The sequence below is a fragment of the Couchioplanes caeruleus genome, from assembly GCF_003751945.1.
In the GTDB taxonomy this organism is placed as follows: domain Bacteria; phylum Actinomycetota; class Actinomycetes; order Mycobacteriales; family Micromonosporaceae; genus Actinoplanes; species Actinoplanes caeruleus.
Window position 1 is genome coordinate 3,662,555 of the sequence record NZ_RJKL01000001.1, and the last position, 15,407, is coordinate 3,677,961.

Annotated in this window: 19 protein-coding genes; 9 read left to right on the forward strand and 10 right to left on the reverse strand. The window is 70.3% G+C overall.

Annotated features, from left to right (window positions below):
- Positions 1 to 20 precede the first annotated feature (20 nt).
- From EDD30_RS16280 to EDD30_RS16290, 3 genes are all read right to left on the reverse strand, one after another.
- Positions 21 to 356, reverse strand: a complete 336-nt coding sequence (locus EDD30_RS16280; RefSeq protein WP_071803917.1) for a DUF6507 family protein — start codon at positions 354 to 356, stop codon at positions 21 to 23.
- A gap of 69 nt (positions 357 to 425) precedes the next feature.
- Complete coding sequence (locus EDD30_RS16285; protein ID WP_071803916.1) at positions 426 to 731, reverse strand: pore-forming ESAT-6 family protein; 306 nt, start codon at positions 729 to 731, stop codon at positions 426 to 428.
- Positions 732 to 762: 31 nt separating this feature from the next.
- The gene (locus EDD30_RS16290) at positions 763 to 1,104 is read right to left on the reverse strand and encodes a hypothetical protein (protein ID WP_071803915.1); all 342 of its coding nucleotides are present in this window, start codon (positions 1,102 to 1,104) and stop codon (positions 763 to 765) included.
- A gap of 202 nt (positions 1,105 to 1,306) precedes the next feature.
- Here EDD30_RS16290 and EDD30_RS16295 point away from each other — a divergent pair, with 202 nt between their 5' ends.
- From EDD30_RS16295 to EDD30_RS16310, 4 genes are all read left to right on the forward strand, one after another.
- Complete coding sequence (locus tag EDD30_RS16295) at positions 1,307 to 1,726, forward strand: DUF4440 domain-containing protein (protein ID WP_071803914.1); 420 nt, start codon at positions 1,307 to 1,309, stop codon at positions 1,724 to 1,726.
- Positions 1,723 to 2,799, forward strand: coding sequence for a DUF3616 domain-containing protein (locus EDD30_RS16300; protein ID WP_071803913.1), 1,077 nt, complete (start codon positions 1,723 to 1,725; stop codon positions 2,797 to 2,799). Before EDD30_RS16295 ends, EDD30_RS16300 begins: the two co-directional genes overlap by 4 nt.
- Before the next feature lie 375 nt (positions 2,800 to 3,174).
- Positions 3,175 to 4,152: a 2-dehydropantoate 2-reductase gene (locus EDD30_RS16305; protein WP_071803912.1), complete on the forward strand. Its 978-nt coding sequence runs from the start codon at positions 3,175 to 3,177 to the stop codon at positions 4,150 to 4,152.
- A 45-nt stretch (positions 4,153 to 4,197) separates the two neighbouring features.
- Positions 4,198 to 4,575: a DUF3592 domain-containing protein gene (locus EDD30_RS16310; RefSeq protein WP_143162591.1), complete on the forward strand. Its 378-nt coding sequence runs from the start codon at positions 4,198 to 4,200 to the stop codon at positions 4,573 to 4,575.
- On the opposite strand, the gene EDD30_RS16315 is transcribed toward EDD30_RS16310, so the two are convergent.
- The 4 genes from EDD30_RS16315 to EDD30_RS16325 form a co-directional block, all read right to left on the reverse strand.
- Positions 4,542 to 5,141, reverse strand: coding sequence for an HAD family hydrolase (locus EDD30_RS16315; RefSeq protein ID WP_071803924.1), 600 nt, complete (start codon positions 5,139 to 5,141; stop codon positions 4,542 to 4,544). The genes EDD30_RS16310 and EDD30_RS16315 overlap by 34 nt on opposite strands.
- 256 nt (positions 5,142 to 5,397) lie before the next feature.
- On the reverse strand, positions 5,398 to 5,574 hold the full coding sequence (locus EDD30_RS39140) for a hypothetical protein (RefSeq protein ID WP_170047183.1): 177 nt from the start codon (positions 5,572 to 5,574) through the stop codon (positions 5,398 to 5,400).
- Positions 5,575 to 5,592: 18 nt separating this feature from the next.
- Positions 5,593 to 6,690 carry a helix-turn-helix transcriptional regulator gene (locus tag EDD30_RS16320; RefSeq protein ID WP_244945263.1) on the reverse strand — a complete coding sequence of 366 codons (1,098 nt, stop codon included), beginning with the start codon at positions 6,688 to 6,690 and terminating at the stop codon, positions 5,593 to 5,595.
- Between the two features lie 23 nt (positions 6,691 to 6,713).
- The gene (locus EDD30_RS16325; RefSeq protein ID WP_071809969.1) at positions 6,714 to 6,947 is read right to left on the reverse strand and encodes a helix-turn-helix domain-containing protein; all 234 of its coding nucleotides are present in this window, start codon (positions 6,945 to 6,947) and stop codon (positions 6,714 to 6,716) included.
- Positions 6,948 to 7,324: 377 nt separating this feature from the next.
- Between EDD30_RS16325 and EDD30_RS16330 the strand changes: the two genes are divergently transcribed.
- A complete protein-coding gene (locus EDD30_RS16330) occupies positions 7,325 to 8,143 on the forward strand; it encodes a M15 family metallopeptidase (protein WP_071809971.1) in 819 nt (272 codons plus the stop codon).
- 396 nt (positions 8,144 to 8,539) lie between these two features.
- Positions 8,540 to 9,253 (forward strand): nucleotidyltransferase domain-containing protein, encoded by a 714-nt coding sequence (locus EDD30_RS16335; RefSeq protein WP_084557939.1) that lies wholly within the window; start codon positions 8,540 to 8,542, stop codon positions 9,251 to 9,253.
- 427 nt (positions 9,254 to 9,680) lie between these two features.
- Here the strand turns inward: EDD30_RS16335 and EDD30_RS16340 are convergent, their stop codons facing one another.
- On the reverse strand, positions 9,681 to 10,373 hold the full coding sequence (locus tag EDD30_RS16340; RefSeq protein WP_071809975.1) for a helix-turn-helix transcriptional regulator: 693 nt from the start codon (positions 10,371 to 10,373) through the stop codon (positions 9,681 to 9,683).
- 105 nt (positions 10,374 to 10,478) lie between these two features.
- Here EDD30_RS16340 and EDD30_RS16345 point away from each other — a divergent pair, with 105 nt between their 5' ends.
- The 3 genes from EDD30_RS16345 (at position 10,479) to EDD30_RS16355 (ending at position 12,908) form a co-directional block, all read left to right on the forward strand.
- Entirely contained in the window at positions 10,479 to 10,928 is a 450-nt protein-coding gene (locus EDD30_RS16345; RefSeq protein WP_244945264.1) for a hypothetical protein, read from the forward strand.
- Between the two features lie 62 nt (positions 10,929 to 10,990).
- Entirely contained in the window at positions 10,991 to 11,629 is a 639-nt protein-coding gene (gene folE / locus EDD30_RS16350; RefSeq protein ID WP_071809976.1) for a GTP cyclohydrolase I FolE, read from the forward strand.
- A 43-nt stretch (positions 11,630 to 11,672) separates the two neighbouring features.
- Positions 11,673 to 12,908, forward strand: coding sequence for an NAD(P)/FAD-dependent oxidoreductase (locus EDD30_RS16355; RefSeq protein WP_071809978.1), 1,236 nt, complete (start codon positions 11,673 to 11,675; stop codon positions 12,906 to 12,908).
- On the opposite strand, the gene EDD30_RS16360 is transcribed toward EDD30_RS16355, so the two are convergent.
- Positions 12,815 to 13,465 (reverse strand): BRCT domain-containing protein, encoded by a 651-nt coding sequence (locus EDD30_RS16360; protein WP_071809980.1) that lies wholly within the window; start codon positions 13,463 to 13,465, stop codon positions 12,815 to 12,817. The genes EDD30_RS16355 and EDD30_RS16360 overlap by 94 nt on opposite strands.
- A gap of 1,366 nt (positions 13,466 to 14,831) precedes the next feature.
- The gene (locus EDD30_RS16365) at positions 14,832 to 15,341 is read right to left on the reverse strand and encodes a class I SAM-dependent methyltransferase (RefSeq protein ID WP_084557951.1); all 510 of its coding nucleotides are present in this window, start codon (positions 15,339 to 15,341) and stop codon (positions 14,832 to 14,834) included.
- Between the last annotated feature and the right edge of the window lie 66 nt (positions 15,342 to 15,407).

Below are 15,407 nucleotides of genomic sequence, written 5' to 3' on the forward strand. Positions count from 1 at the left end.
TCCCCCGTCGGTAGCGGCCCTCAGCGGCCGCGGAAGTCGTTTTCCGGCGGCGGCGCGACCGCGTTGGCCTGCGCCGTCCGAGCCATCTCCAGATCACCGTCGATGTACGCCCTGGTGGCGTTCACCGCGCCGGTCAACGCCCGGCCGGTCCGCTCCACCACCGACTTCATCGCCGGCGCCTTGTTCTCGGCAAAACCGGCCAGAGCGCCCGCCACGATCTCACTGCCACACGCGGTCGCCGCGCCCTCCAAGGCGGTGCCGTACTTCGTGGCCGCGGTCTCGAAGCCCTTGGCGGCCTCACCCGTCCGCGTCACCACCCCCGCCACCCCGGGCGGGTCGATGTCCCATCTGCTCACGTTCAGCTCCCGACGACCTCGACACTTGCGGCTTCACCGACTCCCCACGTGTCACCGCGGGAAGGCGGTTCAGCCGATCGCGTCGACGGCCGCCTTGGCCCGCGACAATGTGGTCTGCGCGGTCTCATCGTTGCGCTGCAACGTGCTGCGCACCAGCGCGATGATCGAACGCACCTCGCCGGCGGCGCTGTTCCAGCGGACTTCCTTGTCGTGATACTGATCCGCCACACCATCGGCCAAGAAGTCGGCCATCGCCGCCTTCACCGCTGCGTCCCGGTCATTGATCAGCACCTCGAGCCGGGCCACCACCGCCTGCAGGTTGCCCTGCGCCTCCCCGGACGTGGCCATGTCGAAGCTACGACGATCCGAACTCATCCCTGCACCCCTTCGCCTCGTGGACCGAAGATCAGCGGCCGGCGCCGAAACGGGCGGCGTCGAAGTTCGCCGCGCCTTCCGTGCTGCTCGCATTCGACGCCATGTCCTGCTCACCCTCGCGGAACGAGGTGTCCATGCCGCCGATACCGCCGAGGATCGCCGACAGAGAACGGTTCAGCTCCCCGGTGATCTCATCCGCACGCATCTTGAAGCGGTCGAAAGCGGCCTTCCCGGCGCCGTGGAAATTGCCCTCCAACGGCGAAGCGGCCTGCACCAACTGCTTGATCAGAGCGCCGAGCTCCTCGTTCGAACCACTGGTCTTGGTTCGCAACGTCCCCAGCGTCTCGGCACCCATGTCGAACTTCTGGCCCATGAACGCTCAACCTCCCCCATGGATCAACCACTCGCAGTGCAGCACGAAGTGTAGTGCAGCTCGTGAATGGCTGACACTGCCGAACACGTCCGGCGTACCGTCGGCGAGGCCTGCGCCAGGGTCTCGCCGTGACCGCCGACGACGCCGAAACCGCAGATCAGGCCACCATTGCCGAGATCGTCCGCACGTACTTCGCGCCTTCGTGTCGGGTGCGGATTGCTCGTCCCGGCTCGACGCGCTCCCGGATGTCTTCCTGCCGCAGGCGGTCATCGTCCGGACCCGTGGTCGCAAGCCGGCTACGTACGGTGTCGAGGACTTCATCGCTCCGCGGCGGGAGTTGCTGAGCGGCGGGCGCCTGACCGGCTTCACCGAGTGGGAACTGTCGGGGCACACCGAGGTGTTCGGTGACATCGCCCAGCGTTTCTGCAGCTATGCCACGTCCGGCGTGCAGGACGGCGTTCCGTTCACCGGCCGCGGGAAGAAGGTGTTCCCGTTCGTCCGCATGCCCACGGGCCGGCGGATCAGCGCCGTGGCGTGGGACGACGAGCGGGACGGCCCTGCGATCGATTCTCGAAACATCCGGGTCCGCGCTGGTGCCTTGATGTCACGATGTGGACCATGACGGTGGAACGAACGGTCCGGCTGCGGTTCGGCCACGCCTCCCACATCGCCGCCACCCACAGCAACCTCTCCGCGGTGCGCAGCGACGGGCGGGTGCTGTGGATCGCCGGCGACGAGACCGCGACGGTGGAGCGGCTGGTGGCCGACGACGAGCGCCACCCCACCGAGTACGCCGGGCAGGCCACGTTCCGCCTCGCTGACCTGGTGGACCTGCCGGGCGCCGACCCCGACGCCGAGGCCGACGTCGAGGGGCTGGCTCGCAGCGGGTCGTTCCTGTGGGCGGTCGGGTCGCACAGCCTGCGCCGCAAGCGGATCAAGGCACAGCACACCGGCGACAAGGCGCTGAAACGGCTGGCCCGCGTCGAGGGACAGGACAATCGCCAGATCCTGGTGAGGCTCCCGATCACCGACGTCGGCGGACTGCCCACCCCGGCCCGCGAAGTCGTCGTCGACGGCGTGCCACAGCGCGCCGCGGTGCTCGCCGGGCGCGACAACCTGCGGGCCCTGCTGCGCGACGACCCCCATCTCGGCCCTTTCCTGCCCATACCGGGCAAGGACAACGGACTCGACATCGAGGGCATCGCGGTCCACGGCGACCGGGTCTATCTGGGCCTGCGCGGGCCGGTGCTGCGCGGGTGGGCGTTCGTCCTGGAGCTGCGTCCGTACGCCGACCCGCACCGGCCGGAGCGACTGCGGTTGCGCCCGTTCGGCGACGGGCTGCCGTACCGCAAGCACGTGCTGGACCTCGACGGCCTGGGCGTCCGCGACCTGTGCCCGGCCGGGGACGACCTGCTGGTCCTCGCCGGCCCGACGATGGACCTCGACGGGCCGGTGCGCATCTACCGCTGGCACGACGCCTGCCGGGCCGAGCTGCCCGTGGTCGCACGAGCGGACGAGCTGACCCGCGAGCTCGAACTCACCTACGGCGAGGGCGACGACCACGCCGAGGGCCTTGCGGTGCTGGGCCCGCTGGAGGAGGGCCGCCTGCTGGTCGTCCACGACAGCCCCGCCCAGGCCCGCCTCACCGCGGCGGACACGGTCCTCGCCGACGTGGTCCGCCTGCCCACCCGCTGATCGCGACTCCGCCCGACCTGGTGCAGGACTGCTCGGTGGTGGGCGTCCCCGGGCCGGGCGGGCGGGCGCAGGTCCCGATCGCGGTGGTCCGGCTGCAGGCGGACGCCGCCGCGGCCACGGCCGACGTGCTCCTGGAGAAGGCGAACAAGGAGCTGGCCACGGCCGGGCTGGCGGCGCTCGCCGCGGTGGTGATCGCACGGACGGCCGAGGATTTCCCGCTCGGGCCGACCGGCAAGGTGCTCAAGCGGGAGCTGCGCACCCGCCACGCGACCGCTGAGCGCTCAGGGTCACGCCGCTGCCGCGGCGTGACCCGCGTTCTCCGGCGTACGTGTCAGGATGGCGGCCGTCTCGATGGATCGTTGAGGAGTCGCCCAGATGAAGGTCTGCGTGGTCGGAGCCGGCGCTGTCGGTGGTTGGATCGGTGCCCGGTTGTCGGCGTCGGGTGCGGCCGAGGTCAGCGCCGTCGCGCGGGGCGCGACGCTACGGTCCCTGCAGACGACGGGCTGGCGGTTGCAGACCGCAGACGGCCTGGTCTGTTCGCCGGCGCGGGCCGCTGCCGACGCCGCCGAGCTGGGTGAACAGGATCTGGTCATCGTCGCGGTCAAGGCGCCCGCGCTGGCGAGCGTGGCGGGACTGCTGCCGCCGCTGCTGGGCCCCGCCACCGTGGTGCTGCCGTTCATGAACGGAGTGCCCTGGTGGTTCGGCCACGGCACCAAGATCGGCCAGGAGCCGCTCCGCAGCGTCGACCCGGACGGCGTCGTTGCGGCGGCCGTCGCCGTCGACCGGGTGCTCGGCGGCGTGGTCCACGCGAGCTGCGCGGTGCCGGAGCCGGGGCTGGTCCGGCACGTCATGGGCAACGGGCTGATCGTCGGCGAGCCGGCGGGCGGAGCCTCGGCGCGGGCCGACGAGGTGGGCGCCCTCCTGGCCGCGGCCGGGTTCGACGCCGTCGTCTCGACGGACGTGCGCTACGACATCTGGTACAAGCTGTGGGGAAACATGACGATGAACCCGATCTCCGCGCTCACCGGCGCCACCGCGGACCAGGTGCTCGACGATCCGCTGGTGCGCGAGTTCTGCTCCGCGGCGATGCGCGAGGCCGCCGCGATCGGGCAGGAGCTGGGCTGCGACATCACCGAGACGCCCGAGGACCGGCATCGGGTGACCGCCAGGCTGGGCGCGTTCAAGACCTCCATGCTGCAGGACGTCGAGGCCGGCCGGCCCGTGGAACTCGACGCTCTGGTGGGCGCGGTCCGCGAGATCGGCGGGCGCCTCGGCATGCCCACGCCGAGCATCGACGCGCTGCTCGGCCTGAGCCGGCTCGCGGCCCGGGTCCAGGGCCTCTATCCCGCTTGAGGCGACCGGCAGACCGGCCAGGGCCGGGTGCACTACATTCCGGCCATGATCGAAAACATGAGCTGGCTGGCGAAGCTCGTCGCCGTGCTCATCGTGGGCATTCCCGCGCTGACCGGCGTGGGCTTGCTCGTCGCGGGGGCGCGGCGGTGGAGCCGGCTACGCGCGCTCGCCAGCTCCGGTCATCGGGCGGTCGCCCAGGTTGTCGACAATCAGATGGAGTCGTGGTCCGACGGACGCACGTCCTACCGGCCGGTCGTCACCTTCCGCACCGACATGGGGCAGGATCGCCGGACATCGATGACCCGGGATCCCCGTTCGAGGACCTGGACCAGGGCTACTGACCAGCGAGGGCACTCCCGGGGACCCAGGAACGCTCCGCCGCGCGACGGTCAGCGCCGGCGCACCTGGGAAGCGGGCAGGTAGAACGGCCGTCCCGGCCTGCCAACCTGGTAGGTGCGCAGCCCGACCTGCGCGGCGGCACTCAGCTCGGCGGCTACTTCACCCTGGTAGTAGGGCACGCATGGGGCCGACTCGGTCAGGGCACGCTCGAACAGCACCGGGGCCGGCTTGCGCTCGGCGTCCGTCCGGGGCAGGACGATGCGACCCTCGAAGTACGACCAGACGAAGGGGCGGGGCTCGACCCACCGGTCGGCGATGTACTGCTTCATCGTCGCCAGTTTCTCCTCCTGGGTGGCGCCCCAGGTCTCCGGGATGTTGATGATCAGGCCCAGGTCGACACCGCGGGAGCGCAGGTCACGCAGGTAGGACAGGGCGCCCGGCTCGTACCGCACGTTCGACCAGTCCGAGGTGTCGATCAGTACGTTGCCGAGGTCGAAGTAGACCACCGGGCGGTCACACACCGCCGGGGCGGCGGCGTCGGGGACGGCGGCGACCGGGGCAGCGGCCGGGGCAGCGACGGCCGGAGCAGCGGCCGGGATGGTCAGCGCGGATGCCGCCAGAACCGCGGGCAGCATGAGACGCGCAAGCATGCGGAACACGAGGAGCCTCCATAGCGGACACGCGCTCGACCCTTGTTTCATTCGAGAACAAGGTCGAGTTCAGAAGAATCGTCGGCGATAGGCGCCTCACGCATTAAATGCATGGTCATCCTATGGTGACTCAGCGTTGCCTCAGGCCCGGCGTTTCCGTTAGTGACGCTCAGCACTCCCACGTCGAATGCCCCGTTCTCCCCCGCCACGGCGAGCGGCCTGCCGACAGGTCGGCAGGCCGCAGGCACTCATCCGCCTAGGTGCAGCTCACGCAGCTCCCGTTGGGGTCGCTCGGCGGCGTCGTGGGCGCCACCACCGCGGTGGCGGGCGGCGCGGTGCCGGCCGGCTGCGCATGGACGAGGACGCCCAGGCCCACCGCGAGGCAGGCAGCGACGAGCGCCGCGACGAGTGATGCTGAGAACCTCGATGACATTGCAAACTCCCCGTGTGGTCAATCGGTCTGGTGCGAGGACTCGCCGGCGGAGCCGGCGAGCGAGGGTGGAGCGGCGACCCGCAGCGCCCCCAGCGCGAGGCCGAGCTGGAACCGGTTCTCCACACCAAGCCGGTCCATCAGATTCCGCATGATGCCGGTGACGGACCGGGCGCTGATGCGCAGCCGCTCGGCGGAGCTCTGGTCGGTGTGGCCGGCGGCGAGCAAGGTGATCAGGTTGCGTTCCCGCGGCGAGAGCACGATCGGGGCGACGGAGAGCCGCTCCGGCGGCACCGACGCGTCCCAGTGCCGTTCGAAGAGCCGGATGAGTGCTCGCAGCACACCCGGCCTCTCGACCTCGAGGTAACCCTGGTCGAGGTCGTTCGGATCGGCGGGGAAGTAGGCGAACCGCCGGTCCACCAGCATGAGCCGCAACGGGACGTTCGGCGTCTCCCGCCGCTGGTAGGTGGTGCCGTTGATGAGGTGGCCGCTGACGTCGAGCGGGTCGCCGTCCGCGGGCGGAAGGGCAAGCAGCCGCATCCGCACGCCGCGCTCGTACAGCGCGATGTCCTGCGGGGCGGCGACCCGGGCGGCCTCGGCGTCGATCGCCTGATCGTTGCTCATCGTCCAGAAGTCGCGGATGTCGGTGGCGACATGCTCGGCGATGCGGTCGCGGGTGGCCTGGCGGCTGAGATAGCGCATCCCGTCCGTGACGCTTCCGCGCAGGCCGGGCACGGTGTCCAGCGGCAGCGCCGCGCCGACGCCGGAGCTACGCAGCGCGCGAACGACCTGGTGGTGGGATTGGGACTTCGCGTGGCCGTCCACGAGCCGCATCCGGCGCGACCGCAGCATGGCGACCACCGCCGCCGGCCGGCGGGCCGTCCAGATGCGCGTCGTGGTGCGACTGTCGTCAGTGGAGACGGCCGCGCCGCCCTCCCGCAGCTCCGCCAGCGCCTCCGCGGTGCGGCGGCTGGACAGCCCCAGCTCGGTGGCGATGGTGCGCTCGGTGCGGGGACCGAAGGTCACGAGGGTACGGAAGACGAAATCGGCGTCGCTGGACATGCCCCAGCGGACCAGGGAAGGTATGGCGGCGCCGAACGGGATCGGAGTGCTCGTCACTCCATCGATTCTCATCTACGGCGTCAACCGTCGCCTCCGACGGACGGTCCGGGAATGTTGACCTTGCGGAGGAAGCCGAGGGCGAGGCCCAACTGGAAGCGGTTGTCAACACCGAGACGGTCCATGAGGGAGCGCAAGATGTTGGAGACCGACCGCGCGCTGATGCCGAGTTGCTCCGCCGCGGAAACGTCGGTGTGACCCTGGGCGAGCAGGGACACCAGCTCACGCTCACGATCGGACAAGGTGATCTTCGGCAACGCTCGGGCTCCATTCGGGTGGTCGATCGACGCGCATGCAACCACAGCCGTCCACCACGGTCCACACCTGCCGGCTTTGCCGCTTTTGGTTGCGCAAAAGCGCACCCGGCCGCTTCCGGATCCCGCAAAATCCCGCCCTCGTGTACCGCGTTCGTTGACCTGTCCGGGCAGAGTCCGCAATCTGGCATAGCACGAAGACGGGCTCGGGGTTTGCCCGTCGTCGCGCCTTTCGGGCCCCGTGCCCCGCCGCCACGGGCGCGGGGTGCCGACGCGCTGCAGGGCCGGCTCCGACGTTCAGACGGGGGACGTCGGAACCGGTCCGCCCGGTTTGCCGATTCCTGCGCATGATCATGGCGGTACCGTGCGTAATGGTATAGATGAAGAGGTTTTCCGCGCTTTTCGCCGCCCTGATCATCCTGTTGAGCGGCGATCTGCCCGCTTCGGCCGCGCCCACGGCACCCGCCTCCCCGGCCGCGTCGACGCCGCCGTACCACGTGGTCCGGCCCGGTGAGACGATCAAGGAGATCGCCGCGGTGTACGGCATCAGACCGGCTCAGCTCCGCGCCTGGAACGGCATCCGGAAGCCCCACCAGCCGAGCGTGGACGGCGTCCTGCACGTGGGGAAGCCGCCCCTACCGCTCACCGGCTGGCGGTCCTGGATCGAGCGGGTCACGCCGGCCGCGGTCAACTGGGATCCCCGAAAGAAGTGCCCGGTGCTCCCCGCCAACCTCCGCAAGGTCTGGGTCACGTACATCGACTTCTACGGCATCGCCCGCGCCGGCAGCATCGTGGTCCACAAGACGATCGCCAAGCGGATCCAGCGGGCGTTCCTGTCGCTCTACCGGATGCGCTTCCGGATCATGGGCATGAGCCCGATGTCCATCAACGCGCCGTGGATCACCGACATGGCGACGGTGACCTCCGGATACACGTGCCGCCGGGTGGCCGGGACCAAGACGCTGTCCCAGCACGCGTACGGCCTGGCGATCGACGTCAACCCGGTGCAGAACCCGATGATCCGCGGCTCCTACATCGACCCGCGCTCGGGGGCCGATTTCCTGGCCCGGTACGCGTACCGGCGAGGGATGATGCACGCCGCGGGCGCGGTCCGGGCCTTCACCGCCAACGGCCTGCCCTGGGGCGGTCGCTGGCGCACGCTCAAGGACTATATGCACTTCAGCACCACCGACCGCTGACCACCTGGGCATTTGGAGATCATCTTCCCCTCTGGGCCGTCGCTGGGCCGTCGGCAACATCCGGGCCGTTGAACAGCGTGTCCAGTGCGGTTCGAGCGCGCCCGATGCCCGCTTGCTGTCCGGGTTTTCACGGGCGTACGTGAAGGGGCCTGTTCGTCTGCGCCTGTTCTTGGCGTCGGCGGTGGCGGCCGCCGACCGAAGAATGTGATCGTGGCGAGGAAGAGGGAACGCTATCGGCCGCGGCACGACGTCGGACGCCGGGCCGCCCTACTCGCCCTCTCCGTAGGCCCGGCGCAGGGCACGGCACGCGCTCGTGCCGATGTGCGTGCGTCCCTGCCGCATGACGAGGACGAAAGTCGGTGGTGGGTTACCGTCGCGTTCTGATAGCTGTGGGCGGTGGACATCCTCGATGAAGTCCTCGCCCGCGCGGCCGCGGATCCCGTCGTCCGCGGCGTGATCCTGACCGGTTCGCGGGCGCGGGGTACGGAGACCGCCCGATCCGACTACGACGTGACAATCGCGGTGGCGGAGCAGCCGCAGCCGTGGCGGCACAGCACCCGTACCGACGCGCTGGACGAGGTGGTCTGCACCGTTGAGGCTCTGACCGACACATCCGTGCATTGGCAACGGTATTTCTATCGGGATGCGAAGGTCCTGCTGGACCGCCTGAACGGAGGCATCGCCGAGCTGATCGATCGGCAAGCAACGCTGTCGGCCGAGGAAGCGGCCCTTCACGCACGCACCAGCTTGGACGCCTACGTCAACCAGCTCTACCGCTGTGCCAAGAGCCGTCGGGACGGCTTCGCCGAGGCCGCGCTGCTCGACGAGGCGGAGAGCCTGCCCTGGCTCCTGGAGACGGTGTTCGCCTTGCACGGGAGGCTTCGTCCGTACAACAAATACCTGCGCTGGGAGCTGGAGAGCTTCCCGCTTCCCGGTGACTGGAACACAGCGCTCATGCCGGATCGCGTCCGGACCGCATCGCTGCGCCTCTTCCCGGCGGTTGAGACCTTGGCGCGGTGCCATGGTCACGCCGAGGTACTCGAAGGTTGGGGAAGCGATATCGAACTCATCCATGCCTTCGCCGAGGCTGCCGGGGCTGACCGCTGCTGACACCCGGCCAACGGGTGCAGGCGCACGAATCTGCCGCCGATAGGGCGCGCAGACGAGCATCCGCGGCCGATCAGTGGTGCCAGGGAAGTCGCACGGCTTGCTGTGGGATACCCACCGTGAGGAGTTGATCCGGTAGGTGCGCTGGCCCGAGGGGACAGATGACATCGGTGGTGTCGGTCAGCTCGTCCAGGCTCCACCACCGATGTCCGGCATGGTGTGTGCGCTCATGGGCTTAGCGCGCTCAACGTTCGCCAACTAGCGCGTTCAGTCACAGCCATGGGGCCAGCACGTTAGTTGGCGGCTGCGGGGGCGGGTACGGCTTGTGACCGCGACTGTCACGGGACGAGCATCACGGCACCTTACGCGGGGGCAGGAAGAGACGGCTCGACTGCTTGTCGTCGAGTCCGGAGGTGGTGTTCTCGTCTGCCTATCGCTGGTCGTGCGTGATGGTGACGCAGCATCGGTCGGAGCCGGGGCTGAGCCGGGCGCACCGGCCCCGTGCGCCGTCAGCTTGCAGGAGGCCGTCGATCAAGTCGAGGTTCATGCCGCAGACCAGCTCGGTGTACTGCGCGGCGAGGCTGCGGAAGGGGCAGTTGGCCAGGAGGATTTCGCCGTCGATCGCGCGGGGTTCGTAGCCGTTGCGGGCCAGCACGGTGGTGACCAGGTCCGGGCGACCGTCGCCCGCGGCTTCACCGGGGTGGTTGTCCAGGAGCCTGCGACCGGTCATGCATGCGGCGGACCGCAGTGCCCGGTCGACGGGTATCCCGTCGCGCGCGGCCACAGTGACGGCTTCGGCCAGGACCAGCCCCGCCAGGTCGTAGCGCCGCTCGGGCAGGGTGACGGAGATGTCGCGAGCGGAGCGTCGGTACAGCTTCGCCGGCCGGCCGGCACCGGGACCGCCGCGCCCGGGCGGGCGGCTGTACTCGACGTCGAGCAGCCCTTCGGAGACGAGTCGGTCGAGGTTGAATTTCGCGACGTGGTGTGCGACGCCGGTGGCAGCCGCCGCGCTCTCGCGGCTGACCGGCGCGTCCTGGGCGACGACGTAGCAGTACAGCTCCCTGCGGACGGGCTCACCGAGCGCCGCGATGCTGGCCACGTCGGCCGCGAAGTTCTCGGACATCGGCGCCTCCTCGGGGTCGCGTCCTCACTCTATCGGACACGCAGGTTGACGAAAGAGGAGGCGAGCTCTAACGTCTATCGAAACTTCCGTTAGAAGGAGCCCGTCATGGCGAGCATCGCTGATCGAATCCGCCCCCTGCCCACGCCACTGTCCGGCCAGGTGAAGACCGACCCGGTGGTTCAAGCGTTCTGGCTGCTCCGCATCGGGTTCACCGTGGCGCCGATCCTGTTCGGCGTGGACAAGTTCGCGGGGCTGCTCACCGACTGGCAGCGCTATCTCGCCCCCGGTATCGACTCGCTGGTGCCCGGCACCGCCCACCAGGCGATGCTGGCGGTCGGAACGATCGAGATCGTCGCGGGCATCGCGGTGGCGGTCCTCCCACGCTTCGGTGGCTACCTCGTCGCCGCGTGGCTCGGGGGCATCATCGTCAACCTGCTGCTGCTGGGCGACTTCTACGACGTGGCACTGCGCGACTTCGGCCTGCTGCTGGGTGCGCTCACCCTCGCGCGCCTCGCCGCCGTCGTGACGCTGCCTGGTACGCCACGCGGCCTGTGAGTAACCGCTGAAGGTGCTGCCGGACACGGTTCGTCAGCACTACCGTCCTCCAAGGAGCTTCCATGACCAGCACCGCATGGACAGGCACGCGCGACCCCGGCACGGTCGACCAACCGCCGCACCTGCGCCTCGTCCGAGCCGTGGCGCCCATCGATCTCGAGGCGGCCACCGACGCCGTCCGGGCACTGTTGAAAGCGCTCGGTCAGGACATCGACTCCGCACATCTTCTCGACACACCGCGCCGCGTCGCCGCCGCCTACGCCGAGCTGCTGACCCCCGAGCCGTTCGTCCTCACCACCTTTCCCAACGACGACCGGTACGACGAGCTGGTGCTCGTGCGCGAGGTGCCGTTCCGGTCGCTGTGCGAGCACCACCTGCTGCCCTTCCACGGAGTCGCCCACATCGGCTACCTGCCCGATCAGCGGATCGTCGGCCTGTCCAAACTCGCCCGCGTCGTCGAGCACTACGCCCGCGGCCTGCAGGTGCAGGAACGCCTCACCCGGCAGATCGCCGTCTGCCTCCAGGACAACCTGCAGGCCAAGGGTGTCGCCGTCGTCCTGGAGGCCGAACACCTGTGCATGTCGCTGCGCGGCGTCCGAGCCGCCGGCGCAAGAACAACCACCTCGGCGCTGCTCGGGTTGCACCGCGAACAGCCGGCGACCCGCGCCGAGTTCTTCGCCCTCACCGGGCTGCGCCACTGACCCGTTGATCCCGGCCACCTCCACACCCCGTTCGAGGAGAACCATGAACACCAGCCAGCAAACGTTTGTCATCGCGGGGGCCGGACTCGCCGGCGCCAAGGCCGCCGAGACGCTCCGCGAGCGAGGCTTCGACGGTCGGGTCCTGCTCATCGGTGACGAGCCCACCCGCCCGTACGAGCGGCCACCGTTGTCCAAGGGCCACCTCACCGGTGAATTCGACCCGGCGTCGGTGTTCGTGCACGACGAGACGTTCTACGCCGAACACTCCATCGAACTGCTCACTGCCACCACCGTCACCGGCCTGGACCTCGCCGCACACACCGTCACCCTGTCCAACGACACCACCCTGCGATTCGACAAAGCGCTGCTGGCCACCGGAGCGCAGCCGCGACCACTGACCGTGCCGGGCGCAAACCTGCCCGGCGTGCACTACCTACGCACGCTGGCCGACGCCGACGCGTTGGCGACCGCCGCAGCATCAGCCAGCTCCGTCGCTGTGGTCGGGGCAGGCTGGATCGGTGCTGAGGTCGCCGCCTCGCTGCGCACCCGCGGGCTGCCGGTCGCCCTGATCGAGCCGGCCACAGTGCCACTGGAGCGGGTGCTCGGGCGGGAGGTCGGCGAGATCTACCGCAAGCTGCACGCCCACCACGGCGTCGACCTGCACCTCGGCGAAGGAGTCGCCGCGCTGCACGGCGACCGGCGGGTCGAGGAGCTGTGCACCACCACGGGCACCCGGATCGGCGCCGACCTCGTCGTCGTCGGTGTCGGCGCCATCCCGCGCACGCAAGTCGCCGCTGAAGCCGGCCTGAAGGTCGACGACGGCGTCGTCACGGACGAGTACCTGCGCACCAGCCACCCCGACGTCTACGCCGCCGGCGACATCGCCAACGCCTGGCACCCTGTCTTCGGCGCCAGGATGCGCGTCGAACATTGGGCGAACGCCAGCAACCAAGGCGCCGTCGCCGCCGCGAACATGCTCGGCGCCGAACAGCCCTACACGCACACGCCGTACTTCTTCTCCGACCAATACGACTTCGGCATGGAGTACACCGGCTACTGCCCCCAGTGGGACCAGGTCGTGTTCCGTGGCAACCCCGACGCCGGCGAGTTCCTCGCATTCTGGCTCCACGACGGCGTCATCGCCGCAGCGATGAACGCGAACATCTGGGATGTCAACGAGCACCTTCAGCAACTGGTCGCCAGCCGCGCACACATCCCGGTCGAACGCCTCACCGACCCCGACGTCTCCGTGGAGTCGCTGCTGCCGGTAATGCGCTGACCTGCCCATACGTGGGCCGGGCACCGCAAGGACGTCTCCTCGCGGTGCCCGGCCCGGGGCTGCCGTCGGTCTATGTCCGGAGTGCAGCGACGGCGGCGGCGTCTCCGGCGCGGTGCGCGGCGAGCAGTTGGGCGAAGTCTCCGCAGGAATCGTGCGCAACCCATCTGATCGGCCTTGGCCGCCTCGGCCCCGGCGCCGGGGCCGATGACGACCAGGTCGGTACGCGCGGAGACCGAGCTGGAGGACTTACCGCCGAGGGTTTCGACGGCCTCGTTGCCCTCGGTGCGGCTCAGGCCCGGCACTGTCCCGGTGACCACCACGGTCAGCGGCCGACCGTCGGGGCCCCGCAGCGGTAGCCGGATGGCCGCGTCATCGGCTTCCGGATCCGCGGTGCTGGCGGTGGCGCCGGGCTCGGTCATGTTGACGCCCCGGTCGATGAGCTTGGCGATGACCGGGGCCAGCTCGGCCAGCTCCGCGGCGATGACGGCGGCCCGCTCCGGGCCGACTCCGTCCACCTGCTGCAACTGCTCGACGGTGGCCGTGCACAGCGCCTGCATGGCGCGTTGCGGCAGGTCGCGGGCGATGGGCCACCCGGGTCATGAGTAGCGCTGCGGCGTAGGCGACGCCGATGCCCAAGGCGATTGCCGGGATGAAGACCACGTCGTCCTCCGGCATTTGGGGCGGTCCCCCGGCCGCGCCAGTGAACAGGGCACCCAGCTGGTAGGTCAGCATCCGCAGCGCCACCACGGCCGCCGGGTAGGCGAGCACGAGCCCGGCGAGCAGCGCCGCGGCGCGGCCAGGACCAATCCGCAGCGCCACCACCGTGCTGGCGGTCAGCAACAGCGCCCCGAGCACCGACACCACGATGAAGTCGCCGGGCGCGGCGACGCACGCCGCCGCGACCACGCAGAGGACGGCGAACGGGGTGGGTCGTGGCGCCTCGCCCGCGGCGGCGGCGGCCGACGCCACCGCGACCACGGCGAGCAGCGCCCCCGTCGCCAGCGCTGCAGGAACCAGGGTCGGATGCGGGTCGCCCTCGGCGACGACGGCGACGAAGGGCGTCAGGGGAGTGGCGGCGGCGGTGAGCGCCGCGCACGCCAAGGCGGCGCTCCGGCCGGGCCGCGTAAGTCGGGTACGCAACACGCGCCACAGCATCGTCACGAGCGCCAATGCGGCGGGGACGAACACGGCGGCGGCGAGTGGGCCGGCCACGTCGGCACGGTCCAGGATCACGTCGGCGATGAGCAGTGCCACTCCGGTGCCGCCGATGACCGCCGCGGAACGGGCGGTGGGGCGCAGCGCAGCCACCAGGCCGCCGCAGACCGCGAGCAGGGCGGTCCACCGCAGGTCACGGGCCCAGTACTGGTTGGGCGACGCGTGTTCGCCGATGACCTCGGTGAGCGGCTGGAACAGGGTGAGCGCCAGCGCCCAGCCCACCGTCGCCAGGAGCGCGCAGCCCACAGCCGCAGCGCGTGAGATCCGCATCAGCATTGCCGCAGGATAGTGGCACTCGTCCACTCATCGACGTCGACGAGACAGTCGGGACCTCCAGCTCCGCGCGGGCCGGGTCCGGACGACCCGTCACCTCGGCGACCGGCACCTGCCCCGACGGCCGCCGCCTCAGAGCCGGAGTCGGCGTAGGCAGATGGTCGAACAGGCGATGCTGAGCATGGCCTGGTGGGCGCGAACCGGGGGCGGCGCTCATCCATGACCCGCAGTTTCAGCCGACCACCACAACGATCGACGGACACCGCATCCGCTCATTCTGAACTGACCGCTTACTGAAATACGGGACCGCATGAAGCTATGGGGTGCCCTGAGCCGGGGTGCCCTGAGCCGCCGTAGCCCTCGGCTAGGGGCGCAACGAGTCCGTCCGGTGGGGGCGTTCGTGTTCGCGCGCCAGCGGCGTACCCGCTTCAGCTCCTAGCGCGGGTCGAGGATCGCCACCAGGAAATCGGAACCGGGCGTGAACGGGCGCAGGTCCCAGGTGGCGAGCAGGAGGCCGGGCGCCAGGCCGGCGGTGGCGGCGTCGGCGAGGAAGTCGTCGAAGTCGTAACCCCGGCCCGCCCCGAAGCCGATCGCCGCCCGGCCGTTCTCGGCCAGGTGCGTACGCATGCGGCGCAGGATCTCGACGCGGGTGGCCGGCGCCGCGAAGGCCATGACGTTGCCGGCCGACACGATCACGTCGAAGCGCTCCGGCAGGTCGAGCTCGGACAGGTCGCCGACCAGCCAGCGGGGGCCGGGGTGGTCCTCGCGGGCGGCCGCGATCAACTCGGGATCGAGGTCGACGCCGGTGACGTCGTGCCCGGCCGCGGCGAGGTGGCTGCCGACGCGGCCGGTGCCGCAGCCCGCGTCGAGGATGCGCGACCCCCGCGGGAGCATGGCGTCGATCAGGCGGGCCTCGCCGGCGAGGTCGGCGCCCTCGGCCGCCATGGTGCGGAACCGCGCGATGTACCACTTCGAGTGGCCCGGGTCGTGCGCGAGCTTCTCCAGCCAGAG